Source organism: Brevundimonas sp., assembly GCF_036405315.1.
In the GTDB taxonomy this organism is placed as follows: Bacteria; Pseudomonadota; Alphaproteobacteria; order Caulobacterales; family Caulobacteraceae; genus Brevundimonas.
Genome location: NZ_DASWXW010000205.1, coordinates 1 through 21,503, shown reverse-complemented (window position 1 = coordinate 21,503; position 21,503 = coordinate 1). Strand labels below are relative to the sequence as shown.

At 67.5% G+C, this 21,503-nt stretch carries 24 protein-coding genes and 3 tRNA genes; 11 read left to right on the top strand and 16 right to left on the bottom strand.

The window, feature by feature from the left end; genetic code table 11:
• Window positions 1-184 (top strand): hypothetical protein (locus VGE49_RS12795; protein WP_331034924.1); only part of this gene is annotated, 184 nt, incomplete at its 5' end.
• Window positions 185-510: 326 nt separating this feature from the next.
• Here the strand turns inward: VGE49_RS12795 and VGE49_RS12790 are convergent.
• The 7 genes from VGE49_RS12790 to VGE49_RS12760 form a co-directional block, all read right to left on the bottom strand.
• Window positions 511-600 (bottom strand) — tRNA-Ser (locus VGE49_RS12790).
• A gap of 95 nt (window positions 601-695) precedes the next feature.
• Complete coding sequence (locus VGE49_RS12785; RefSeq protein WP_331034923.1) at window positions 696-1,652, bottom strand: NUDIX hydrolase; 957 nt, start codon at window positions 1,650-1,652, stop codon at window positions 696-698.
• A gap of 7 nt (window positions 1,653-1,659) precedes the next feature.
• On the bottom strand, window positions 1,660-2,253 hold the full coding sequence (locus tag VGE49_RS12780; protein WP_331034925.1) for an HD family hydrolase: 594 nt from the start codon (window positions 2,251-2,253) through the stop codon (window positions 1,660-1,662).
• Window positions 2,254-2,409: 156 nt separating this feature from the next.
• The gene (locus VGE49_RS12775; protein ID WP_331034922.1) at window positions 2,410-3,300 is read right to left on the bottom strand and encodes a methyltransferase type 11; all 891 of its coding nucleotides are present in this window, start codon (window positions 3,298-3,300) and stop codon (window positions 2,410-2,412) included.
• A 93-nt stretch (window positions 3,301-3,393) separates the two neighbouring features.
• Window positions 3,394-4,254 carry an AAA family ATPase gene (locus tag VGE49_RS12770; RefSeq protein ID WP_331034921.1) on the bottom strand — a complete coding sequence of 287 codons (861 nt, stop codon included), beginning with the start codon at window positions 4,252-4,254 and terminating at the stop codon, window positions 3,394-3,396.
• 61 nt (window positions 4,255-4,315) lie between these two features.
• Window positions 4,316-4,522 (bottom strand): hypothetical protein, encoded by a 207-nt coding sequence (locus tag VGE49_RS12765; protein WP_331034920.1) that lies wholly within the window; start codon window positions 4,520-4,522, stop codon window positions 4,316-4,318.
• Window positions 4,519-4,953 (bottom strand): hypothetical protein, encoded by a 435-nt coding sequence (locus VGE49_RS12760; protein WP_331034919.1) that lies wholly within the window; start codon window positions 4,951-4,953, stop codon window positions 4,519-4,521. Before VGE49_RS12760 ends, VGE49_RS12765 begins: the two co-directional genes overlap by 4 nt.
• Before the next feature lie 168 nt (window positions 4,954-5,121).
• Here VGE49_RS12760 and flbT point away from each other — a divergent pair, with 168 nt between their 5' ends.
• The gene (gene flbT, locus VGE49_RS12755; RefSeq protein WP_331034918.1) at window positions 5,122-5,547 is read left to right on the top strand and encodes a flagellar biosynthesis repressor FlbT; all 426 of its coding nucleotides are present in this window, start codon (window positions 5,122-5,124) and stop codon (window positions 5,545-5,547) included.
• Entirely contained in the window at window positions 5,507-5,869 is a 363-nt protein-coding gene (gene flaF, locus VGE49_RS12750; protein WP_331034917.1) for a flagellar biosynthesis regulator FlaF, read from the top strand. The genes flbT and flaF overlap by 41 nt, the downstream gene beginning before the upstream one ends.
• 262 nt (window positions 5,870-6,131) lie before the next feature.
• Here the strand turns inward: flaF and VGE49_RS12745 are convergent, their stop codons facing one another.
• From VGE49_RS12745 to VGE49_RS12720, 6 genes are all read right to left on the bottom strand, one after another.
• Window positions 6,132-6,770, bottom strand: coding sequence for an exopolysaccharide biosynthesis protein (locus VGE49_RS12745; protein WP_331034916.1), 639 nt, complete (start codon window positions 6,768-6,770; stop codon window positions 6,132-6,134).
• Between the two features lie 158 nt (window positions 6,771-6,928).
• Window positions 6,929-8,095, bottom strand: coding sequence for an isovaleryl-CoA dehydrogenase (locus VGE49_RS12740; RefSeq protein ID WP_331034915.1), 1,167 nt, complete (start codon window positions 8,093-8,095; stop codon window positions 6,929-6,931).
• 42 nt (window positions 8,096-8,137) lie between these two features.
• Window positions 8,138-8,995 carry a lysozyme gene (locus VGE49_RS12735; protein ID WP_331034914.1) on the bottom strand — a complete coding sequence of 286 codons (858 nt, stop codon included), beginning with the start codon at window positions 8,993-8,995 and terminating at the stop codon, window positions 8,138-8,140.
• A gap of 28 nt (window positions 8,996-9,023) precedes the next feature.
• Window positions 9,024-10,439, bottom strand: coding sequence for a magnesium transporter (gene mgtE, locus VGE49_RS12730; RefSeq protein WP_331034913.1), 1,416 nt, complete (start codon window positions 10,437-10,439; stop codon window positions 9,024-9,026).
• Between the two features lie 61 nt (window positions 10,440-10,500).
• Window positions 10,501-10,585: transfer RNA gene (locus tag VGE49_RS12725), tRNA-Leu, on the bottom strand.
• A 196-nt stretch (window positions 10,586-10,781) separates the two neighbouring features.
• The gene (locus tag VGE49_RS12720) at window positions 10,782-11,033 is read right to left on the bottom strand and encodes a FliM/FliN family flagellar motor switch protein (RefSeq protein WP_331034912.1); all 252 of its coding nucleotides are present in this window, start codon (window positions 11,031-11,033) and stop codon (window positions 10,782-10,784) included.
• A gap of 64 nt (window positions 11,034-11,097) precedes the next feature.
• Here VGE49_RS12720 and lipB point away from each other — a divergent pair, with 64 nt between their 5' ends.
• Window positions 11,098-11,814, top strand: coding sequence for a lipoyl(octanoyl) transferase LipB (gene lipB, locus VGE49_RS12715; protein WP_331034911.1), 717 nt, complete (start codon window positions 11,098-11,100; stop codon window positions 11,812-11,814).
• Here lipB and VGE49_RS12710 read toward each other — a convergent pair.
• The gene (locus VGE49_RS12710; RefSeq protein ID WP_331034910.1) at window positions 11,790-12,194 is read right to left on the bottom strand and encodes a DUF805 domain-containing protein; all 405 of its coding nucleotides are present in this window, start codon (window positions 12,192-12,194) and stop codon (window positions 11,790-11,792) included. The two genes, lipB and VGE49_RS12710, sit on opposite strands and share 25 nt — an antisense overlap.
• 174 nt (window positions 12,195-12,368) lie before the next feature.
• Between VGE49_RS12710 and VGE49_RS12705 the strand changes: the two genes are divergently transcribed.
• The 4 genes from VGE49_RS12705 (at window position 12,369) to VGE49_RS12690 (ending at window position 15,915) form a co-directional block, all read left to right on the top strand.
• Window positions 12,369-13,847: a hypothetical protein gene (locus VGE49_RS12705; protein WP_331034909.1), complete on the top strand. Its 1,479-nt coding sequence runs from the start codon at window positions 12,369-12,371 to the stop codon at window positions 13,845-13,847.
• A gap of 147 nt (window positions 13,848-13,994) precedes the next feature.
• Entirely contained in the window at window positions 13,995-14,486 is a 492-nt protein-coding gene (msrB, locus tag VGE49_RS12700; protein ID WP_331034908.1) for a peptide-methionine (R)-S-oxide reductase MsrB, read from the top strand.
• 49 nt (window positions 14,487-14,535) lie between these two features.
• Window positions 14,536-15,138, top strand: a complete 603-nt coding sequence (locus VGE49_RS12695) for a hypothetical protein (protein WP_331034907.1) — start codon at window positions 14,536-14,538, stop codon at window positions 15,136-15,138.
• A 120-nt stretch (window positions 15,139-15,258) separates the two neighbouring features.
• Window positions 15,259-15,915: a DedA family protein gene (locus tag VGE49_RS12690; RefSeq protein WP_331034906.1), complete on the top strand. Its 657-nt coding sequence runs from the start codon at window positions 15,259-15,261 to the stop codon at window positions 15,913-15,915.
• 176 nt (window positions 15,916-16,091) lie between these two features.
• On the opposite strand, the gene VGE49_RS12685 is transcribed toward VGE49_RS12690, so the two are convergent.
• Complete coding sequence (locus VGE49_RS12685) at window positions 16,092-19,376, bottom strand: amidohydrolase family protein (RefSeq protein ID WP_331034905.1); 3,285 nt, start codon at window positions 19,374-19,376, stop codon at window positions 16,092-16,094.
• 186 nt (window positions 19,377-19,562) lie between these two features.
• Window positions 19,563-19,637 (bottom strand) — tRNA-Thr (locus VGE49_RS12680).
• A 98-nt stretch (window positions 19,638-19,735) separates the two neighbouring features.
• Here VGE49_RS12680 and VGE49_RS12675 point away from each other — a divergent pair.
• The 3 genes from VGE49_RS12675 to VGE49_RS12665 all read left to right on the top strand — a co-directional run.
• Window positions 19,736-19,909, top strand: coding sequence for a hypothetical protein (locus tag VGE49_RS12675; RefSeq protein WP_331034904.1), 174 nt, complete (start codon window positions 19,736-19,738; stop codon window positions 19,907-19,909).
• A 102-nt stretch (window positions 19,910-20,011) separates the two neighbouring features.
• Window positions 20,012-21,301: a UDP-N-acetylglucosamine 1-carboxyvinyltransferase gene (gene murA, locus VGE49_RS12670; RefSeq protein ID WP_331034903.1), complete on the top strand. Its 1,290-nt coding sequence runs from the start codon at window positions 20,012-20,014 to the stop codon at window positions 21,299-21,301.
• On the top strand, window positions 21,291-21,503 hold a 213-nt coding region (locus VGE49_RS12665), incomplete at its 3' end, for a DUF2948 family protein (RefSeq protein WP_331034902.1). The genes murA and VGE49_RS12665, both read left to right, overlap by 11 nt.

Sequence of the window (21,503 nt, the reverse complement as noted above, 5' to 3'; positions counted from 1 at the left end):
GGGATCGTCAGCGGCGGATGTTCGGGGCAGCTGCCTAGCCGCGCCAATCAATCATTGGCTACGGGAAGATTACTATCCATTATTACAAAATTATCATCGCGCTGCGGGACTTTTATCGCCTCGTAAGCGGCCGAAATCGTTCTTTCAGGCCCTGTTCGGCGTATTTGAGCATCCTGTTGCGTGAGATTTAATTCCCTGTTCCTAGTCGGCGAATTCCCTGTTCCGAGGCGCCGGGATTGAGCACCATCCCTCGCGGAACGCTCTGAAGCGGCGGAGGAAATGGAGCCTCACGGCCCCTCACGGCCGGTTCCTCGAAAAAGACGAAACAGGGAAATCGCCAAACTCCACCAACTCCAGACTTGCCAGAGACTGGGGGCCCAAAGGCCCTCGGAACCGGGCGCAGAGGGCCGGAAATCAGGGCGAACCAGGGCGGTTTGGCGAGGAACAAGGCGGGGATTACGGAGGGTTGGCCCTCGGCCCCGCAGCCAGAGACAAGCTATGCGGGGTGTGTGGCGGAGAGGGTGGGATTCGAACCCACGGTAGGCTTCCACCTACGCCGCATTTCGAGTGCGGTACATTCGACCACTCTGCCACCTCTCCGCGGGGCCGATATTCGCTTGGTCGAGCGAGGGGCTTCTCTAGTCAAAGGCGGCGCGGGCCGCAAGCGATTCTAGGCAAGAAATTCGATAAAAGTTTCAGCGCTGTCCGGGCAGGGTCAAGCCGGGCGCGGGACCGCCTAGCGGATCAATGCCGACGAAGCGGAACAGCTCGGCCGGACGACCGCCGGTGTCGCTGGAAAACACGCCCGTGGCCTGGACCAGACCGGCGCGTTCAACCCCGCGACGGAAGTTCTGCTTGTGCAGGGACAGGCCCGTGACGGCCTCAGCGGCGGCTTGCAAGGAGGACAGGGTGAAGGTGTCGGGCGTCAAGTCGAACAGGACGGGGCGATACTTGAGCTTGGAGCGCAGGCGGCCCAGCGCCGTGGCGACGATGCGGCGGTGATCCGAGGCCATCGGCAGGTCAGGCAGAGGTGACGGTGCGGGTCGATCGTGGTCGCGGGCGGACTCGGCGACCAGCCCCGCCTCGTAGAGCAGTTCATAGCGCTCCAGCACCCGTTCCTCGTTCCAGCGACGATCCGGCGTCAGGGCGAACAGGGTCTCGGCGCGACCCAGTCGGCGCGCGTCGTCGGCGGCCCAGGCGCGCAGGGCGGGTTCCAGCGTCTGCATCACGACGGGCGCCCCGTCGCGCCAGTCCTCCCAGGGGAAGATGTCGAAGACGGGGGTCCAGGCGGCGTCCAGGCCGGGGGCCTCGGGCGCCTCGGCGGTCAGGGCCAGATAGCCGACCGAGACCTCGCGCGCGCGCTCCGGCCCGGGCGTGGCGCGCGGCGAGGCGCGCCCGGCGTCGCCGAAGGTGTAGAGCTGTTCGACAAAGCCGAGCGGAAAGCCGGTCTGCTGGGTCACGAAGGCGCGCAAGGCCAGTTCGAAGGTGCGGTCGCGCGCCGGATCGAAGGGGCCGAAGGGCAGGGCCGGGGCGCCGTCGGCGGCGTGGGTGGTCAGGACCACGGCCTGACCGGCGCGCAGGGCGATGACCACGGCCGACAGGCCGATCCGCACGCCTTGCTCGTTGCCCTGGGTCGTCCCCCCTTGCGTCATGCAGTCCCTATTCCGTGTGCCAGGCGTCGGCGCCGGGCAGGATGCCGACAGCTTCGGCCAGAACGCGGTAGCGGTCCAGATAGCGTTGCTGCGCCACCGAGGCGGGCAGGGGGTCGATGATCAGGTCGTAGCCGGCCGGCGGGGCGCCGAAGATCTGCAGCGACTCGCGGCGGTTGAAGCCCGCCAGCTGCGTCGCCTCATAGAAGGCGCAGGCGCGATCGGCCTTCTTGATCAGGACCTTGATGGTCTGCGGCGTCTTGGGCGGCAGCTGGAAGCGGACGTGGATGGCGGCCTCAAGGCGGGCCTCGAAGTCCTTGTAACCGGCGCCGAGCGCGGACTTGAACGGCGAAATCATGTCGCCGATCACGTATTCAGAGGCGTCGTGCAGCAGGGCGGCCAGGCGCCATTTCGGCTCCAGTCCCGGACGGATGTGGGCTGCGATCTCCTCGACCACCAGCGAGTGCTGGGCGACCGAGAAGGCGTGCTCGCCGATCGTCTGGCCGTTCCAGCGGGCGACGCGGGCCAGGCCGTGGGCGATGTCCTCGATCTCGATGTCGAACGGCGACGGATCGAGCAGGTCCAGACGACGGCCCGACAGCATCCGCTGCCAGGCGCGCGGGGGCTTGGGGGGTCTGGGCTTGGGCCTGGGCGCCAGGTCTTCGTGTTCTTCGGCCAAAATCGGGGTCCTGCGCATGGGGCAGGTGAGGTGACGCATCCCGAACGCCCGATCAAGGGCAGGCGTTGCGATTCGTGGGGGTTAATCCCCGACGTTCAGCGTGACCAGGGCCTTGGCGGCCTCGAACACACGGTTTTCGTTACGATCCTTGCCGCGCACGGTGGCGACGACGATGGGGCCGCCTGAGGGACCGCGCGCCTCATACCCAACCACGCGCCAGCCCGTGGTCGAGGACTGGTCGGCGGTCATCAGGAAGGTGGCGCGCACGGCCTCGCCCGGGGCGCTGGTGCGGATGCGGGCGGCGCCGTCGGCGGCGTCGATGGAGACGGTCTCCCTGTCGGAGGCGACGTTCACCTGGCTGTTCTTGTCGTCGGCGCGGATGGTGATGCCGCCGATCTTGATGTTGGCGCGGTCGCCGTCGGCGTCGATCCGCATGCCGGGCAGGCGGACGGACGCCTTGTCGCCCTGGGCGTCCACGCGCACGCCGGGCGCGCTGACATGAGCGGATTCGGCGGCGGCCGCCGCCGTCGCTTCGGCGCGGGCGGCGTCGGCTTCGGCGCGATGAGCGTCGTCCTCGGCCCTGGCGGCGTCAGCCTCGGCCCGGGCCGCATCGGCGCGCGCCCGGTCTTCGGACGAGCGGACCTCGGCCATGGCTTCCGGCAGGGCGGCTGTCAGACGGTCCTCGAACGCCTTAAGCATGTCATGCACCGAGGCGTCCTCCAACGACACCAGATGCAGCGTCACCTCGGCGCCGCGCGGCCCGCTGTAAACGCAGGTGGCCCCGTCGGCGCGGGCCGAGCCCTTGCGGGTCAGAACCCCTTGCGTCTGGGGACATTGCAGCGTGTTGATCACCTTCAGGACGCCGCGGGCGTCCTTGCCCGAGGTGGTTGTGGTGATCCGCACCGTCCCCCCGCTGTCGCAGGCAGCGGTCATGAGCGCGAGGGCGCAAACGGGCCAGAGAAGATGGTGCATGGTCGGCTCCAGTTCGGGTCCGATTGTGCGCGCAAGGCGCGCCTTATCCAGTGAAATCGCGGTAATCGAAGGCGGCGGTATCGCGGCGCGTCGTCACGATCCGGGACGGGCGCCCTCGCGGCGGTTCAGAAAGGCCAGCCGTTCGAATAGATGGACGTCCTGCTCATTCTTCAGCAGGGCGCCGTGCAGGGGCGGGATCAGCTTGCCCGGCGTCTTCTCGCGCAGGGTCTCAGGGCTGACATCGTCGACCAGCAGCAGCTTCAGCCAGTCCAGTAGTTCGGAGGTCGAGGGTTTCTTCTTCAGGCCCGGCGTGTCGCGGATTTCGTAGAAGGTCTTGAGCGCCTCCGAGACCAGGCGCGGCTTGATGCCGGGGAAGTGGACCTCGACGATGTCCTGCATGGTCTCGGCGTCGGGGAAACGGATGTAGTGGAAGAAGCAGCGGCGCAGGAAGGCGTCGGGCAGTTCCTTCTCGTTGTTCGAGGTGATGACGACGACGGGGCGGACTTCGGCGCGGATCGTCTCGTCCGTCTCCTGGACATAGAACTCCATGCGGTCGAGTTCCTGCAGCAGGTCGTTGGGGAACTCGATGTCGGCCTTGTCGATCTCGTCGATCAGCAGGACGGGGCGAACGGGGGCGGTGAAGGCCTCCCACAGCTTGCCCTTCCTAAGGTAGTTGCGGACGTCGTGGACCCGCGCGTCGCCCAGCTGGCTGTCGCGCAGGCGGCTGACCGCGTCGTATTCATAGAGGCCGTTATGGGCCTTGGTCGTCGACTTGACGTGCCAGGTGATCAGCGGCGCGTTCAGCGCGCGGGCCAGTTCATAGGCCAGGACCGTCTTGCCCGTGCCCGGCTCGCCCTTGATCAGCAGCGGGCGCTCCAGCGCCACGGCGGCGTTCACGGCGACCTTCAGATCGTCGGTGGCGATATAGTCGGACGTGCCTTCGAACCGGCTCATGAAAGACCTGCTCCAATCGGGGGACAGGAGCAGGTAGCTTATCAGGACGCGCCTGAACAGATCAGGTGATGCGCTTGGCCGAAGCGGGATCGCTGGCCGGGAAGCTCTCCTCGACGGCTTCGTCGATCAGGGCTTCCTGACGGTTCTCCGCCTCCTTCTCCCTGTCCTTCAGCTGGTCCGGCTTGCCGACCTCGCGCGGCGCGGGCTTGGCCGGGGCCGTGTCGGGGTCGGCGTCTTCCTGCGCCTTGCTGGGATGGCGTTCGGTCATGCTTGCTCCTCGCTGTCGGGGCCGTAGCCCAGGTCCTCGATGTCATCGTCGGAGAGGCGTTTGGCCTCCCAGTGGGCGGCGCTGGCCTGGGCGCCGCGCTGGTTCCGCATCAGGCCGGCGTAGACCAGTTCCACCTCGTCGGAGGCGGAGCCCACTTCGCCGTCCGCGTCGATCTCGCTGAGCCGGGTGGAATCAACGCCCAGCAGGGCGTCGGCTTCGGCTTCGACGCCGTCCAGCGCCAGTTCGTCGTCAAGAGCCTGATCGTCCTCGTCAAAAGGCTCGTCGTCGGCGTCGCCTTCGGCCTGGGTCACGTCCAGAACATCGTCCGCCTCGTCAAATGAAATGTCGCCTTCGCCCTCGTCGTCGACGTGGGTTTCGTCATAGATTTCCGCCTGATCCTGGCCTTCAAAGTCGATGTCTGGATGGGCCACCGCCGCGTCTCCCTGTTCGCAGGGAGTAACGGCGTAGGTCGGCGGGCGTTCCGTGCGTCCTGTCCGCGCAGTATCCCTGATCCGTTCTGGAAGGGATGGTTAACCACGTCGCTTTACAGTTCCTCAGTCGCCGACCGCTCAGGTTGGAACGCGCCACGGAGATTCCCTTTGCCGCTGAAATTATCGCTCAAGCCCGGCGAGAAATTCGTCCTGAACGGCGCTGTCGTTCAGAACGGCGACCGGCGCGGCGTCCTGGTCCTGCAGAACAAGGCCAGCGTCCTGCGTGAGAAGGACATCATGCAGCCCGAGGACGTGAACACGCCGGCGCGGCGCATCTATTTCCCCGTCATGATGATGTATCTGGACGAGGCGTCGGCCGCGAACTTCTATGACGAGTTCGCCCTGCGTCTGACCGAGTTCATGGGGGCGATCCGCAACCCGGATATCCTGGCCGAATGCGTCGCCTGCTCCAAGCACGTGCTGGCGCGCCAGTATTACAAGGCCCTGATGGGCGCCCGTAAGATCGTCGATTACGAAGACCAAAGGCTCGGCAATGTCGCTTCAAGCGTACAAGACGGCGGCGACGCGGGCTGAATCTCCGCGCGACATGGAATACCGGCTGTTCGGCCAGGTGACGCGCGCGCTGATGCACGCCGCCACGGTCGACAAGGCGGACATCGCGACCCGGATCGACGCCCTGGACTGGAACCGGCGGCTGTGGTCGACGCTGTCCTCGGCCTGCAGCGAGCCGTCCAACACCATGCCGCAGGCCCTGCGGGCGCAGATCATCTCCCTGGACCTCTTCATCAGCCGCCATAGCTCGGCGGTGATGCGCGGCGAGGATGATTTCGAGACCCTGATCGACATCAACCGCATGATCATGCAGGGGCTGGCAGGGCCGTCGCCGGCGCCCTGATCACGATGGCGGGAGCGGCCTTTACGTCGCCCGGCAACCAGTCCTAGCCTGACCTTCCTGTTCAGCAGTCGAAAGGAGGTGGCCAGTGTCTCATTGTCATCAATCGCGGGCGATCGCCGCGATCTGGTCCTCTCGGGAGGCCCGGGCCTGATCCTTCGGGAAGGCAGCGGTTCGGCCGTTCGCGGTCAGACAATGAAGCGCCGCTGGGGCGACCCGGCGGCGCTTTTTTGCGCGCTGCCGCGCTTCGCGCTGTTGAGAGCGGTCAGAACAGCGCGCCGAACCAGTGAGCGATGCCGTGGACGATGGCCACGACCGTCGTCCACACCAGGGTCAGATAGACGCCGCAGATGGCGGTTCCGATCAGTCCGGCGATGATGAAGACGCCGTCCCTCTGGATGATGGCCAGTCCGAAGATCGCCAGGGTCAGGCCGGGCAGGGCGTCCCCGAACGGAACGGGCATGGCCATCATCAGCGCCAGCAGGATGCAGATCACCCCCACCACCACGTCGGCGGCCTCGCCCGTCAGAATGGGGAAGCGGGGGCGGGTCAGGCGTTCGACCTGGCGCAGCCGAGGCAGGATCTTCTTGCTGGCGCTTTGATAGGTGGCGCGACTGACCGAGGCCTTCAGCAGCCAGCGCGGCAGCCAGACCTTGTCGCGCTGCAGCGCCAGTTCGGCGGCGATCAGGATGATGGGCGCCGAGAAGACGGCCTTGCCCCCCGGCGGCCAGGGGATCAGCGCCATGAGCGACAGCATCAGGACGACAGCGCCGAAGCCGCGTTCGCCGAAGGCCTCGACCATCTCTTTCAGGCTAAGCTTGGGATCGCCGCCATAGCCCAGCCGCTCCAGCACGTCGGAGAACGTCCGGCTCTCGTCGGGCGGCGGCGTGGGAACAAGCGTCATCAGGCGAGACTCGGGGAGCGAAGGTCCGCCAAGGGTAGGGGCGACGAGACGACCGCGCCATCCCCAACGCATGGGGTGCGGCTTAATGTTTCGTCACGTGGCGGGCGGAGCGATCATCCCTTGATGAAGGGCGACCGCGCGCCCGCCGTGTCGTTCCGTCAGCCCAGCAGTTCGCGCCCGATCAGGAAGCGCCTGATTTCATTGGTGCCGGCGCCGATGTCATAGAGCTTGGCGTCGCGCACCAGGCGCTCGACCGGCCATTCCTTGGTGTAGCCGGCGCCGCCCAGAGCCTGGACGGCCTCCAGCGACACCTTCACGGCGTTTTCCGAGGCCAGCAGGATGGCGCCCGCCGCGTCGTAGCGGGTGGTCTTGCCCTGGTCGCAGGCGCGGGCCACGGCGTAGACATAGGCGCGGGCGCTGTTCAGGGCGACGTACATGTCGGCGACCTTGGCCTGCATCAGCTGGAAGCTGCCGATGGCCTTGCCGAACTGCTTGCGCTCGCGGACGTAGGGCAGGACCACGTCCAGGGCCGCCTGCATGATGCCCAGGGGGCCGGCCGAGAGGACGGCGCGCTCATAGTCCAGGCCGCTCATCAGCACGCCGGCGCCGCCGCCGACGGGGCCCATGACGTTCTCTTCCGGGATCTCGCAGTCTTCGAACACCAGCTCGGCGGTGTCGGAGCCGCGCATGCCCATCTTGTCCAGCTTCTTGGAGACCGAAAAGCCCTTCATGCCGCGCTCGACCAGGAAGGCGGTGCAGCCCTTGGAGCCGGCCTCGGGATCGGTCTTGGCGTAGACCACCAGGGTGTCGGCCGAGGGGGCGTTGGTGATCCAGAACTTGGCGCCGTTCAGAACGTAGCGGTCGCCCTTTTTGTCGGCGCGGGTGCGCATCGACATGACGTCCGAGCCGGAACCGGCCTCGGACATGGCCAGGGAGCCGACATGCTCGCCCGAGATCAGCTTGGGCAGATACTTGTGCTTTTGCTCGGGCGTGCCCCAGCGGCGGATCTGGTTGACGCACAGGTTGGAGTGGGCGCCGTAGCTGAGGCCGATCGAGGCCGAGGCGCGGCTGACTTCCTCCATCGCCACGACGTGTTCGAGGTAGCCGAGGCCGAGGCCGCCGAACTCTTCTTCCACCGTGATGCCGTGCAGGCCCAGCTCGCCCATTTCGGGCCACAGCTCGCGCTTGAACTCGTTCTTCTCGTCGATCTCGGCGGCGAGCGGGGCCAGCCGGTCGGCGGCCCAGCGGGCGGTGGTTTCACGAATGGCGTCGGCGTTCTCGCCGAGGCCGAATTCCATGGATTGGGGCGCGAAGGGAATGCTCATGCCGCAAGCCGTAGCATCGCGCACGCGCTTCGCAAAGCCGCCTCAGACGGCGCTCTTATTGTTCCGGTTGCGCAGCAGGTTCCAGCCCGCCACGCCGATGAAGGTCAGGCCCAGCAGCACCAGAACCCCGCCGATCAGCATGGCGCCGTCGGCGCTCTGCGACGCCGTCAGGGTGCGCCGGAAGGCGGCGATCCCGGCCATGAAGGCCAGCAGGCCGATTCCGCCGATGAAGATGACGGCTCCGGTGTCGCCGGCATGGGCGGTCGGGGCCGGGCGACGCTCATGACGCAGGACCTGGATCGTGGCGGGCGCGCTGTCGTCGGCGGGGGCGTCGGACCGGGCGCCGGGCCCCTGAACGGGGGCGGTCAGCAGCTGGTCCAGCGGGGCGGGACGGTCGGCCGGGGTGTCGAACAGGGCGCGTTCGGCCGAGCGACGGCGATAGAGGGCGTCGACGGGCGGCGGGGTGCGGTCGGGCCAGCCGCTGAGGGCCTCGGCCGCCTTGGCCGTGGCGCCGGCGTTCAGCCTTTCCAGCACGTCCGAGCCTTCGAACCGCTTCAGGCCGATCGACAGGATGAAGCTGGCCAGGGCGTCGAACTGATGCTGGTTCAGGGGGATCGAGACGCGGCTGTTGATGGCCTCGACAATGGGCAGCAGGTCGTATTGCAGCAGCAGTTCCGCCTCGGCCTCGCTGATCGCGGCGCCGGGCCGGGCGGACTGGGTGTGGCCATAGCCGATGACCGGCACGCCGTCGCGACGACGCACGGTCCGGGGGCGGAAGCCCTCGAAGCTCTTGATCAGAAGCAGGCCCTCGCGGGACACCTTCATGCGCTGGGACGTGGCTGCGGACACGGACTGACCCATTTCGAAACGGGCGCGCTCGCCCGTTAAGCGAAGCAGCAAGCCGTGTTCCGAAACGCCCAGTCCCGCTTCAGAGCAGGACGATGGTCGCCAGGCCGAGGAAGATCAGGAAGCCGAAGAAGTCCGTCGTCGCCGTCACGAAGACCGCCGAGGAGACGGCCGGGTCGAACTTCAGCTTGGACAGGGTCAGCGGCGTCATGACCCCGACGGTGGCCGCGACCAGCAGGTTCAGCACCATGGCTGCGCTGATGACCGCGCCAATGCGCCAATCATGGAACCAGAAGCCCGCCGCCAGACCGATCAGGGGCGACAGCACCAGGCCGTTGGCCAGCCCCACCGTCAGCTCGCGCCAGAAGGTGCGCGCGGCGTTGGAGGAGGTCAGTTCGCGGGTCGCCAGGGCGCGGACTGTGACGGTCAGGGCCTGGGTGCCGGCGTTGCCGCCGATGGCCGAGACGATGGGCATCAGGACCGCCAGGGCGACGATCTGCTGGATCGTGCCCTCGAAGAAGGCGATGACCCCGGCGCCGAGGACGGCGGTGAACAGGTTGATGCCCAGCCACGGCACGCGGCCGCGCACGATCTCGAGCACGCCGGAGGACCGGTCTTCGTCCGACACACCGGCCAGGCGCAGGATGTCCTCGCGGTTCTCTTCCTGAATGATGTGGACGATGTCATCGACCGTCAGCTGACCGACCAGTCGGCCGCCGGTGTCGACGACCGGGGCCGAGATCAGGTTGTACTTCTCGAAGATGTAGGCGACCTCTTCCTGGTCGACATCGACGTCGATGGCGTTGACCGGCTCCATCAGTTCGGACAGCGGCGTCTCGCGCGGCGCCCGCAGCAGGCGGCTGATGGCCACGCCGCCGACCGGGTGGTTCAGGGGGTCGACGACATAGATGTCGAAGAAGAGTTCGGGCAGGTCCTCGCCCTGACGGCGGACGTGGTCGATGGTGTCGCCGACGTTCCAGAACTGCGGAGCGGCCATGACCTCGCGCTGCATCAGGCGGCCGGCCGAGTCCTCGGCGTAGCCCAGCGAGCTTTCGATCGCGGCGCGATCGACCTCGGGCATGGCGGCCAGCACCTTCTCGCGCTGGTCGTCCTCCAGGTCCTCGACCACGGCGGCGGCGTCGTCGGAGTCCAGTTCCTGCAGGGCTTCGGCCAGGGTCAGGTGAGGCACCCGCTCCAGCACTTCCTCGCGGATGCCGTCGTCCAGCTCCGGCAGGGTGTCGGCCAGAAGGTCCGGCGGCAGCCACTGGACCACCACGGCGCGGTGCTCGGACGTCAGGAAGCCCATCAGGTCGGCGACGTCGGCGGGGTGCAGATCTTCCAGCAGGCCGCGCAGGCGCATGCCGTCGCCGTCGTCGGCGGCGTCCACGACCTTTTCGACGAAGGACGCCGTCAGGGCGTAGTCCTCGCCGAGGGCGACGTGATCTTCGGTTTCGATTTCGGGCGCAGGGGCCGGGGAGGCGGAATCCGTGTTGGTCACGTGTCTGCCTCCCCGAATGTTTTCAGCCTGGTAGAAGCCGAATGTGCCCTGTCAGATCAGATGGTGCGGTCGAGAAGACTCGAACTTCCACGGGTTGCCCCACAGCGACCTCAACGCTGCGCGTCTACCAATTCCGCCACGACCGCTCGCATCGGAGGGCGGGCAATAGCGGAGAGGCGACGGAAAGAAAAGGGGGTTTTGCGGAAATAGGCGAAGTCCCGGCTTTTCCAGCTCATTTGCCGCCAAGAGCCGCGTCGGGTCGAGAAGGCGGAGCCTTCTGACCGCGGCTCCAAAAAGATGCTCGGGTCGAAAAGGCGGAGCCCTTTTGACCGCGGCTCAGAATTATGCCGCGCCGGCCATGAAGTCATAGACGTCGGCGGTGCGGGTCACGGTGATGGCGATGCGGTCGTCGCGAATCTCGATCTCGCCGCGCGCCACCGGGTGGTTGTTGGCCAGAATCCAGACCTCGTCGCGTTCCGAGGCGTCGAGCGGGATCACAGCGCCGCGGCCCATGCGCAGCAGTTGTTGCATCGGCAGGACCGAACGGCCCAGCACGATCGAAATCTCGACATTGACGGCTTCGATCTGGCTCAAGACGATACTCACAAACAACGGGGCGGCCCTTGCGCCGCCGCGTTTGGAGACACATTGAAGCCTCATGCTTGCCGACCCGTTAAGCCTGACCGAACCTTCCCTGATCCGCGCCGACGGCCGCCCCGTGCAATGGGCGGTCTCGACCGGCTATGTCGACTACGAACCCGCCGTCGCCGCCATGGAAGCCCGCGTCGCGGCCATCGCGGCCGGCGAGGCGGAGGAAGTGGTCTGGCTGCTGGAGCATCCGCCGCTTTATACCGCGGGCGTCTCGGCCAAGGACGACGACCTGCTGGCGCCCGACCGTTTCCCGGTCCATCGCACGGGGCGGGGCGGGCAGTTCACCTATCACGGGCCGGGCCAGCGCGTGGCCTATGTCATGCTGGACCTGAACAGGCGCGGCAAGGACGTGCGGGCCTTCGTCCATGGGCTGGAGAACTGGATCATCGGCGCCCTGGACCAATTCGGCGTCGAGGCCGGCATGCGCGAGGGCCGCGTCGGCGTCTGGGTCGAGCGCAAGGGCGCGGGCTGGTCTCGCGAGGACAAGATCGCCGCCATCGGGGTCAAGGTCCGCAAATGGGTCAGCTTCCACGGCATCAGCCTGAACGTGGAGCCAGACCTCGATCACTTCGGCGGCATCGTGCCCTGCGGCATCACCGAGCACGGCGTCACCAGCCTGGTCGATCTAGGCGTCCTGGCGACGATGGACGAGGCCGACGGGGCGCTGAAGGCGTCGTTCCAGCGCATCTTCGGTCTGGTTCAGGAAGGCGTTGCGCCGCTCTGAGCCTTCGGCGGCGCGCCGTAGCGGTTGAAGGCCTTCTGTCCGGGCAGCAGCGCCAGATCGACGGCGACCACGATCAGGACGGCCGCGGCCACCCAGTCCAGCGGCGCCTGCGGACGCGGCCACGCCAGGGCGACGGCCAGAAGGATCAGCCCGCTCCACCACCCCGACCGGCCGCGATCATGCAGCCGTTGCGACAGGACGCAGGCGCCGCAGTAGAGCAGCACGGCCGCGACGGCCCAGCCGATCCAGTCCCGCAGGGCCAGTGGCGCCAGCAGATCGAACCCCGCCCACAGCGCCAGCAGGACGCCGCCGCCGAAGATGAAGCCGATCCGGCCGATGCGACCGCTGGACGTCAGGAACAGGTCAGAGAAACGGTGCATCCGGCGTCGGTTCTGGAGAAGGACAGCCTCGCTTAGAGCGCGGGTCGACGCGAGTAAACCGGCGGCATAGGCGGCGGGCGGATCGGTCAATTCGTCACGGGGCTTTAACGTGGGCCTTTCTTGGGTTTAAACACGGCGAAACCGCGTTTCGACGGCCTTCTGGGAGTCCCCATCATGCAACGTCTGCTCACCGCTTCGGCGGCCGCTCTCGCCCTGGCCTTCGCGGCTGGCGGCGCCTCGGCCCAGAATTTCAGCGACCTGGCGCGCCAGGATCTTCAGGCCGCGCACGATGCGCTGAAAGCGAACCATCCCGCCGCCGTGGTGCCGGGTGCAGTCAGCGAAGGTTTCCGCAGCTGGATCGACGCCGGACTGCAGGACGCCCTTGGCAAGGCCGGTCAGGTCAACAGCGGCGACAGCCACGCCTATCTGATGCGCTACTACGCCAACGGATTCCGTGATGCGAACATCGCCATCCGCCCGACCTTCGAAGGCCTCGGCCCGTTCTTCGCCACCAGCTGGCCCGGCGTGGCCACGGCCTGGCGCAACGGCGAGTACGTCGTCTCCTACGTCCAGCCCGGCGTACGCGGCGCCCCGCCGCTCGGCGCCGTGCTCAAGACCTGCAACGTTCAGCCCATCGCCGACTTCGCCAAGGCCAAGCTGGACGGCTTCGAAGGCGACCTGACGACCGAGGCCGACCGCGTTCGCACCGCCCCCTACCTGCTGTGGAACCGCAACAACCCGATGGTCTCGGGCATGCCCTCGGTCTGCGAGTTCGCGGTCGGTCGCCGCACGCGCGACTACACCCTGACCCCGCAACCGGCGACGCCGGCCAACCTGGAAGCCGCCTACCGCGCCTCGGTCTTCACGCCGGGCGCGACCAAGCTGGCGATCGAACAGGTCGACGGTCGCCCGTGGGTTCACGTCAACTCCCTGGCTGACGACGCCGGCTGGGACGCCTTCTTCGCCCAGGTCGAGAGCCAGCTGACGACCCTGCGTGGGTCGCAAGGCCTGGTGATCGACCTGCGCGGCGCCAACGGCGCCTCTGTCAACGCCACCTCGCGCGGCTATGGCCTGGCCAACCGCATCTGGACGCCGGAGTTCACCGTCAGCCGTCAGCCGGAAGCCGGCCAGATCACCTATCGCGCCACCCCGGCCAACCGCCAATGGTTCGCCGACACCCTGAACCGCATGCAGTCGGACCCGCGCTTCGTGCAGGAATCGGCCCCGGTCATCGAACAGACCCAGGCCATCGTCGCCGCCTTTGACGCCGCCCTGGCCGCCGGTCAGCAGACCTTCGTCATGCCGGGCCGTCCGTCGATCGCCGACACGGGCGCCGCCAACCCGGTTCAGGGGCCGGTCGTGGTTCTGGTCGACGGCGGCTGCTCGGGCGGCTGCCTGGACACGCTGGACCTGCTGACCCGTCTGCCGAACGTGCGTCTGGCCGGCGCCGCGACCGCCGTCGATTCGATCTTCATCGAGCCGACCGTTCAGCGTCTGCCGTCGAACTACGCCGACCTCAGCTATGGTCACAAGGCCTGGACGACGCGCCAGCGCGGCAACAACCAGGGCTATGTCCCCGCTCAGGGTCTGGGCTTCACCGGCAACCCGACCGACGAAGCCGCTGTGCGCGCCTGGGTCGGTGGTCTCTTCTAGGAAGGGGCCTGTCGCCATTCGGGCTCATTTCATGAGTGGGCCTACCGCCCTTCGGGCTGCTTGAGGCCCGTTCGGGTGGTGAAGGCGGCTTGAGACTACTGGGGCCGGACGGTGGAAACATCGTCCGGCCCTTCCTATTTTGGGATCATGACCCAGACCGAATCTTCCGCACCGCCGCGTTCGCCTTCAGGCTTTGATCTGACGCCGCCGAGCGAGAGCCAGCGCGTGGCACTGGAGGCCGACCTGTCGCCCGAGGAAAGGCGCGTCCTACTGGCCCACGGCACCGAAGCGCCCTTCTGCGGGACCTTGCTGGGCGAGAAGCGGGCCGGGGTGTTCTGCTGCCGGGAATGCGGCCTGCCGCTGTTCCGCTCGGGCGCCAAGTTCGAGAGCGGCACGGGCTGGCCCAGTTTCAGCGTGCCTGTGGACGAGGCGCACGTCCGCGCCGTTCGCGACGACAGTTATGGCATGGTCCGCGTCGAGACGCGCTGCGCCCGCTGCGACAGCCATCAGGGCCACGTCTTCCCCGACGGCCCGCCGCCGTCCGGCCTGCGTTACTGCATCAACTCGGTCGCCCTCAGCTTTGTGCCGGAAGGCGAAGCCTTGCCGGATCCGCTAGGGCGCGGCGACGGGACCGCCTGACCTTAGCCGCAATTCCAGTTAGGGTGATGGTGAACGGGAATACGGGCGCATGATGATCGAACTGGCCGCCGCCGCGATGATGCTGGCGAACATGGACCCCGAGGGCGTGGTCGCAACGGCGCCGCGCGGCGATCAATCGGTGCTGACGGCATCGACTGCCGCCCTTGCCGCATCCACGACCGACGCCTCGCCCAGCACGACGGTGCAGAGCGCCGCCCCCCGCGGCCTGAGCACGGACGAGCAGATCGCCCGCTGGATCGGCGAGCGCACAGCGGAGACCGCCAGCAACGCGCCGGTTGATCCCTGGGCCGAGAGCGAACCGCGCAAGATGCATGGTGAGGTCAGCGTGGGCTTCGGCACCGGCGGCTATCGCGACTATGCGGCGGCGGTGTCGCTGCCGATCGGCGAAAACGGCGTGCTGAACCTGAGCGTCAGCCAGACCAAGAACAGCCCCTGGGGCTATGGTTACGGCTACGGTTCGTATCGGGACTATCCTTACGGCGGCTACGGCCGCCCGTTCGGCGTGATCGAGCCGCTCGGCTTTGAAGGGAGCCATTTCCGCGGTCGGCCCTATGCGCCGGTGCGGGTTCGCCCTGACGCCGCGCAGGGCGCGACCAGTTCGGTCGGCGTTTCCCTGCAAACCGGCCGCTAGGACCCGGGTTCGGACTGCGACCCACGCGCCACGGCGCGGCCTGTTTCATCCGGGGCGTCCCATAGCCGCATTCCCTTTGGGCGGCGATCTCCCATATGCGTCGGGAGATTGAGGACCAGTATGGATAGTTTGCTTAGTTCGGCCGCCGATTTCATCGCCAGACACCATGTCTGGGCGGGGGTCGTTCTTGGGGCTGTCACCCTTCTTGAATCCCTGGTGGTGATCGGCGCCTTCGTGCCCGCCACGGGGCTGCTGGTCGCCGCGGGCGGTCTGGTGGCGGCGGGCGTGCTGGATCCCATGACGGTCATCGCCGGCTGCGTCGGCGGCGCGGTGATGGGCGACGCCATCTCCTACTGGATCGGGCGGCGTCTGGGCACGGGCGTGCTGCGCCAGCCCATGCTGCTGCCTCACCGGCGCAAGATCGCCTGGACGCGGCTGTACTGCCGTCGCTACGGCGTGGCTTCCATCTTCATCGGCCGTTTCTTCGGGCCGCTGCGGGCCTTCGTGCCGGTCATGGTGGGCGTGCTGCGGATGCGCCAGCGCGTGTTCCAGCTGGCCAATGTCACCTCGGCCTTCGTCTGGGTTCTGGCTATGCTGGCGCCGGGCTATCTGGCCGCCAAGGGCCTGGCCCAGCTGGAGTTCATGAGCGAGGCCCACGGTCCGACCCTGATGCTGATCGCTTTCGCCGTGGTGGTGGTCGGCGCGGTGGTGCTGATGCGCTGGCTGAAGGGGCGGGCGGCCGCACGCTCGGCCCTGCTGGCCGCGACGGTCGAGTAGCACCTATCATGTCATCCCGGCCGAAGCGTAGCGGAGAGCCGGGACCGCCCAAGGGGCAGCGTTTCTTGTGGTCCCGGATAACGGCTTCGCCGTTTCCGGGATGACGGTCTGAAAATGCCCATGAAAAAGGCCCGACCGGATGGTCGGGCCTTCTTCGTCTCCAGGCTGGCCTTGCGTCAGTCGTGGCCGTGGCTGTGACCGTGGGCATCCGCCTCGGCCGACGCGGCGCCGGCGCTCCAGGCCTGACCGTCGGCGGTCTGGTGCCAGAAGGGCTGACGCGGGGCCTGACCGACCTCGTTCATCTGGTTGTCGAAGATGCGGCCGTTGATCATGGTGTAGCCGATCTTGACCGTGTTTCGGAGGTTCTCCAGCGGGTTGGCGTCCAGCACCACCAGGTCCGCCAGCTTTCCGGTTTCCAGCGAGCCGATGTCCTTGTCCATGCCGAGCGCCGCAGCGCCGTTCAGGGTGCCGACGCGCAGGGCCTGATGCGGGGTCATGCCGCCCTGTTCGAACATCCACAGCTCCCAGTGGGCGCCGAGGCCTTCGCGCTGGCCGTGGGCGCCGATCTGCACCGACACGCCTTCGTCAGCCAGACGCTTGGCCTCGCGGGCGATGGAGATGTGGTTCAGCTCATCGGGCTGCACATGGACCGGGCGACGGGCGCGGCTGTCCAGGATGCGGCGCGGGACGTACTTCGTCAGGATCGGGTCGTTCCACACGTCCGTGGCCTGATACCAGTAGTTCTCGCCCCAATTGCCGCCGTAGGCCACGATCAGGGTGGGGGTGTAGGCCACCTTGGTCTGACGCCACAGCTGATGCACGTCGGCGTAGAGACGGGCCAGCGGGATCGAGTGCTCGATCGTGGTGTGGCCGTCCACCACCATGCTCATGTTGTGCTGATAGAGGGAGCCGCCTTCCGGCACGACCATCATGCCCAGCTGGCGTGCGGCCTCCAGGATCTGCTGGCGCTGGTCGCGACGGGGCTGGTTGTAGCTCTTGACGCTCCAGGCGCCGATGGCCTGCATCCGGCGCAGGTTGGACAGGGCGTCGTCCAGATCATTCACCTGGGCCGTAAAGGGCGTCGCGGCGCCATAGAGGATGGTGCCGGTCGAGAAGATGCGCGGCGCCACGACGCGTCCAGCCTTGGCCAGTTCGCTGTGGGCGAAGATCTCGCTCGAATCATTGGACGGGTCGTGGATGGTGGTCACGCCGAAGGCGAGGGCGGCGTAGTCGACCCAGGACTGCTGCGGGATGATCTCGTCCGAACCCATCGATCCGTGCCAGTGGGCGTCCACCAGGCCGGGGATGATGGTCTTTCCGGCCATGTCCATGACGCGGGCGTCGGCGGGGACCGTCACGGAGCCGCGCGGGCCGATGGCCTCGATGCGGTTGCCGTTGATCACGACCACGCCGTCCTCGATGACCTCGTCGCCCTTCATGGTGATCAGTCGGGCGCCGCTCAGGACCACGCGGCCGGTCGGCCTGGCGTAGTCGGCGCTGAAGCCGATCTTGATCCCATGCTCGGCGGGCTTGGGCAGTTCGGCGGGCGCGCCCTCGGCGAAGGCGAAGCTTTCTTGCAGCGGACGCGAGAACAGCTCCGGTCCCATCGACCATTGCAGACGGCTGGAATCACCGGACCAGTGCAGCCACTCGCCGGCGTCGCGGGTGACGCGGGTCTGGGGCAGGGCCTTGGCCTCGGCGCCGACCGTGACGGGGCGTCCCGTGGCGACGAAGGGCGTCACATAGGCGTTGAACCGCTCGGTCCAGGCCACCCAGTGCTCATCGGGAGAGACTGAGAACTCGGCCGCCCATTCGCTGCTCAGATGGGTGCGGGCGTCGTCGCCCGACAGGTTGACCGATTTCAGCACGCGCTTGTCGCCGTCGCGCGAGGTCAGGAAGATACGGTCGTTGCGCGCGCCGAACTGCGGGTTGGAGCCCTCTTCGGTGATCTTGACCGGCTCGCCGCCGCGCACCGAGGTGCGATAGACGCCCGGCTCGCGGCTCCACAGGGCCGTGCGCAGGAAGCCGTCGCTGGAGGTGCGATAGACGATCGTCTGGCCGTCCGGCGAGAACTGCGGCTCCAGATAATGACCCGGATGGGCGCTGATGACGCGGCCTTCGCCGCCAGCGGCGGGAATCACCCGCAGGGTGCCCAGGTCCTGATCGTTCCAGGTCGTGTAGACGATCGACCGGCCGTCACGCGACCAGGAGGGGTAGAGCTCGAAATGGTCGCTCTGGCGCGTCAGGCGGCGTGGGGCGCCGGCCACGCCGTTCCTCAGGTCGCGAATCCACAGATTGCCCAGGGCTTCGAACACCACCCTGGACCCGTCCGGCGAGGTCTGGGCCCAGCGGACCATCTTCACGTCGAACTGATCCGGGGCGACCTCGACGGGGAAGCGCACGGCCTCCTGCACGCGACGAGTGTCGGCGACGTGGAAGGGAATCTCGCTGACGGCCTTGGTGGCCACGTCGATGCGATGGATCTTGCCGCCCGCCCAGAAGACGATCGAGCGGTTGTCGGGCGTCCAGCTCATCGTCGGATAGACGCCGTGGATGGCCCAGGTTTCCTGCAGGTCGCGGTCCAGGGCGTCGTGGATCGGGGTCTCACGGCCCGATTCCAGGTCCATGACGTAGAGGACGGACTTGTACCGGTCGCGCCGGATGAAGGCCAAGGACTTGCCGTCAGGCGAGGGCGTGGGGCGAATCGAGCCGCCCGGGCCGGTGACGAAGGGCGTGACCTCGCCCGTCTCGCGATCCAGGCGACGGATCACATAGATCTGGGTGTTCGGGTCCTTGGAATAGTCGAACACGCCGCCCGGCGTGGAATCATCGCTGAAATAGAGGTAGCGGCCGTCGGGCGAGAAGGCGGGCTCGCCCGTGTCCTTCTGCTGGGTGCGGCGTTCGGTCAGTTGCACGCCGCCGCCGCCGCCGCGGTGATAGAGCCACATCTCGCCCGCGCCCAGCGAGCGCGACGAGGTGAAGTGCTTGCGGCCGACGACGAACTGGCCGTCCGGCGACCAGTCGGGCTGGGTCAGCAGGCGGAAGGATTCGTTCGACACCTGTTTGGCGTTGGAGCCGTCGCGGTCCATGACCCACAGGTTGTCGCCGCCGCCCCGGTCCGAGGTGAAGGCGATGGAGCGCCCGTCCGGCGAGTACTTGGGCTGCATGTCCCAGGCCACGCCCGAGGCGATGGCACGGGCCTCGCCGCCGCCGATCGGCATGACGTAGATGTCGCCCAGCAGGTCGAAGACGATCTCGCGGCCGTCAGGGCTGACGTCCAGCGACATCCAGGTGCCCTCGGTGACGTCGATGCTTGCGTCGTGCGAGGCGCCCGGCGGGTTCTGGACGTCCCATTTCGGCTTGGCGGGCGTGGTCGCGGCGGGCGCCGTTGAATCGGCGGCTGGCGTCGTTTGCGCGAACGCCGGGAAGGCCACGGCCAGGGCCGCGACGGTGGTCAACAAGCTGCGCTTCATGGAAAGCCCCCAAACCCCTCAGAACTGAGGTTGGAAGGTCTAGCGGGCGCGGGGAGGTTTTGACCAGACGTCAGGCGTCGAACGGGCGCATTTCGGCCGCGTCAGGACAGCACATCTGATTGTGGAGGAGATTGGCCCCGGCCCTTGCAAGTCATTGACTTACAAGGGCTGGGATGGTGCCGCCGGGGGGAATCGAACCCACGACCTCAGCCTTACCAAGGATGCGCTCTACCACTGAGCTACGGCGGCCGTCACTGAGGAAGCGGCCGTATAGCCAACGGCTTCGGCCGGGCCAAGCGGAAAATGCATGCTTGATCAAAATCTTTGCACGCGGTCTGCTGCGTCGCATGGAAACACCGCCCAAAGACGCCGTTCCCCCCGCCCCGACGGGGGAGCCGACCCGCGAGCAGAAGGCCAAGGCTGAGCGCGCCGTGCGCCTCGCCGCCGCCCTGCGGACGAATCTGAAGCGCCGCAAGGCGCCGACCGCCGCTGCGTCTCGCCCGGCTACGGAGCGCAACTGAAAGTCATCGCCCCTGTGGGCATCCGGCTCTTTCGCGAGTGCGTAAGGGCTTGCTAGATAAGCGGTTCGCCGGGGCGCAGTGTTTCCGGCCGCGAAAGATTTCATGGACAGCATCGTCATCCACGGCGGCAACCGCCTGAACGGCCAGATCGAGGTCAGCGGCGCCAAGAATTCGGCCATCAAGCTGATGGCGGCTTCGATTTTGACGGATCAGCCCCTGCTGCTGACCAACATGCCGCGTCTGGCCGACACCCGATTCCTGGGCCAGCTGCTGCGGCAGTTCGGCGTCCAGGTGACGGAGCGCGACGGCGCCGATGGGCAGGAGACCCTGTTCCACGCCCCGGAACTGACCTCGACCTTCGCCCCCTATGATCTGGTTCGCCAGATGCGGGCCTCGTTCAACGTCCTGGGTCCGCTGCTGGCGCGCTCGGGCGAGGCCAAGGTCTCGCTGCCCGGCGGCTGCACCATCGGCGCGCGCCCGGTCGATCTGCACCTGATGGCCCTGACCGCCATGGGCGCTGAGATCGAGCTGGAAGAGGGCTACGTCTCCGCCCACGCGCCCAAGGGGCTGCAAGGGGCGGAGATCGAGTTTCCCTTCGTCTCGGTCGGCGCCACCGAGCACGCCCTGCTGGCCGCCGTCCTGGCCAACGGCACGACGGTCCTGAAACGCGCCGCGCGCGAGCCCGAGATCGGCGACCTGGCCCGTTGCCTGATCGCCATGGGCGCCAGGATCGAAGGTCTGGACACCGACGTCCTGACCATCACCGGCGTCTCGTCGCTGTCGGGCGCGACCTGGTCGGTGATTCCCGACCGGATCGAGATGGGCAGCTATGCCTTGGCGGCGGCGATGGCCGGGGGCGAGGTGCGCCTGACCAAGGGCCGCGCCGACCTGATCACCGCCCTGACCGACAAGATGATCGAGGCCGGGGTCGAGATCGAACCGACCGCCGACGGCCTCATCGTCCGTCGCGACCCGGCGCAGCGGTTGAAGGCCGTCAACGTCACGACCGAGATCTATCCGGGCTTCGCCACCGACCTGCAGGCCCAGTTCATGGCCCTGATGACGACCGCCGAAGGCGAAAGCATCATCCACGAGAACATCTTCGAGAACCGCTTCATGCACGCGCCCGAGCTGGCGCGTCTGGGCGCCGACATCTCGGTCCACGCCGGCGAGGCGCGGGTGCGCGGCGTCGAGAAGCTGCACGGCGCCCCGGTCATGGCCACCGATCTGCGCGCCTCGATCAGCCTGGTCATCGCCGGTTTGGTCGCGGAGGGCGAAACCACGGTCGGTCGCGTGTATCATCTGGATCGCGGCTTCGAGCGGATGGAAGAAAAGCTGGGAGCCTGCGGCGCCGACGTGCGGCGCGTGAAAGGCGAGGCGGATGAGCACTGAGGTCGAGGCGGTCTCTGACGACGACGACGCGGCGGCCGAAGCCCTGGCCCCGATGGAGCCATTGCGCCTGCTGGCCGAGGACGCCGTCGATCTGCAGATCATCTCGGCCGCGCTTCAGGACGCCATCATGCGGCCTGTCGACATCCGCTGGGAAAAGGACGCGCGGCGCCTGACCATCGTCCTGTCGCGCTTCTGCTGGGAA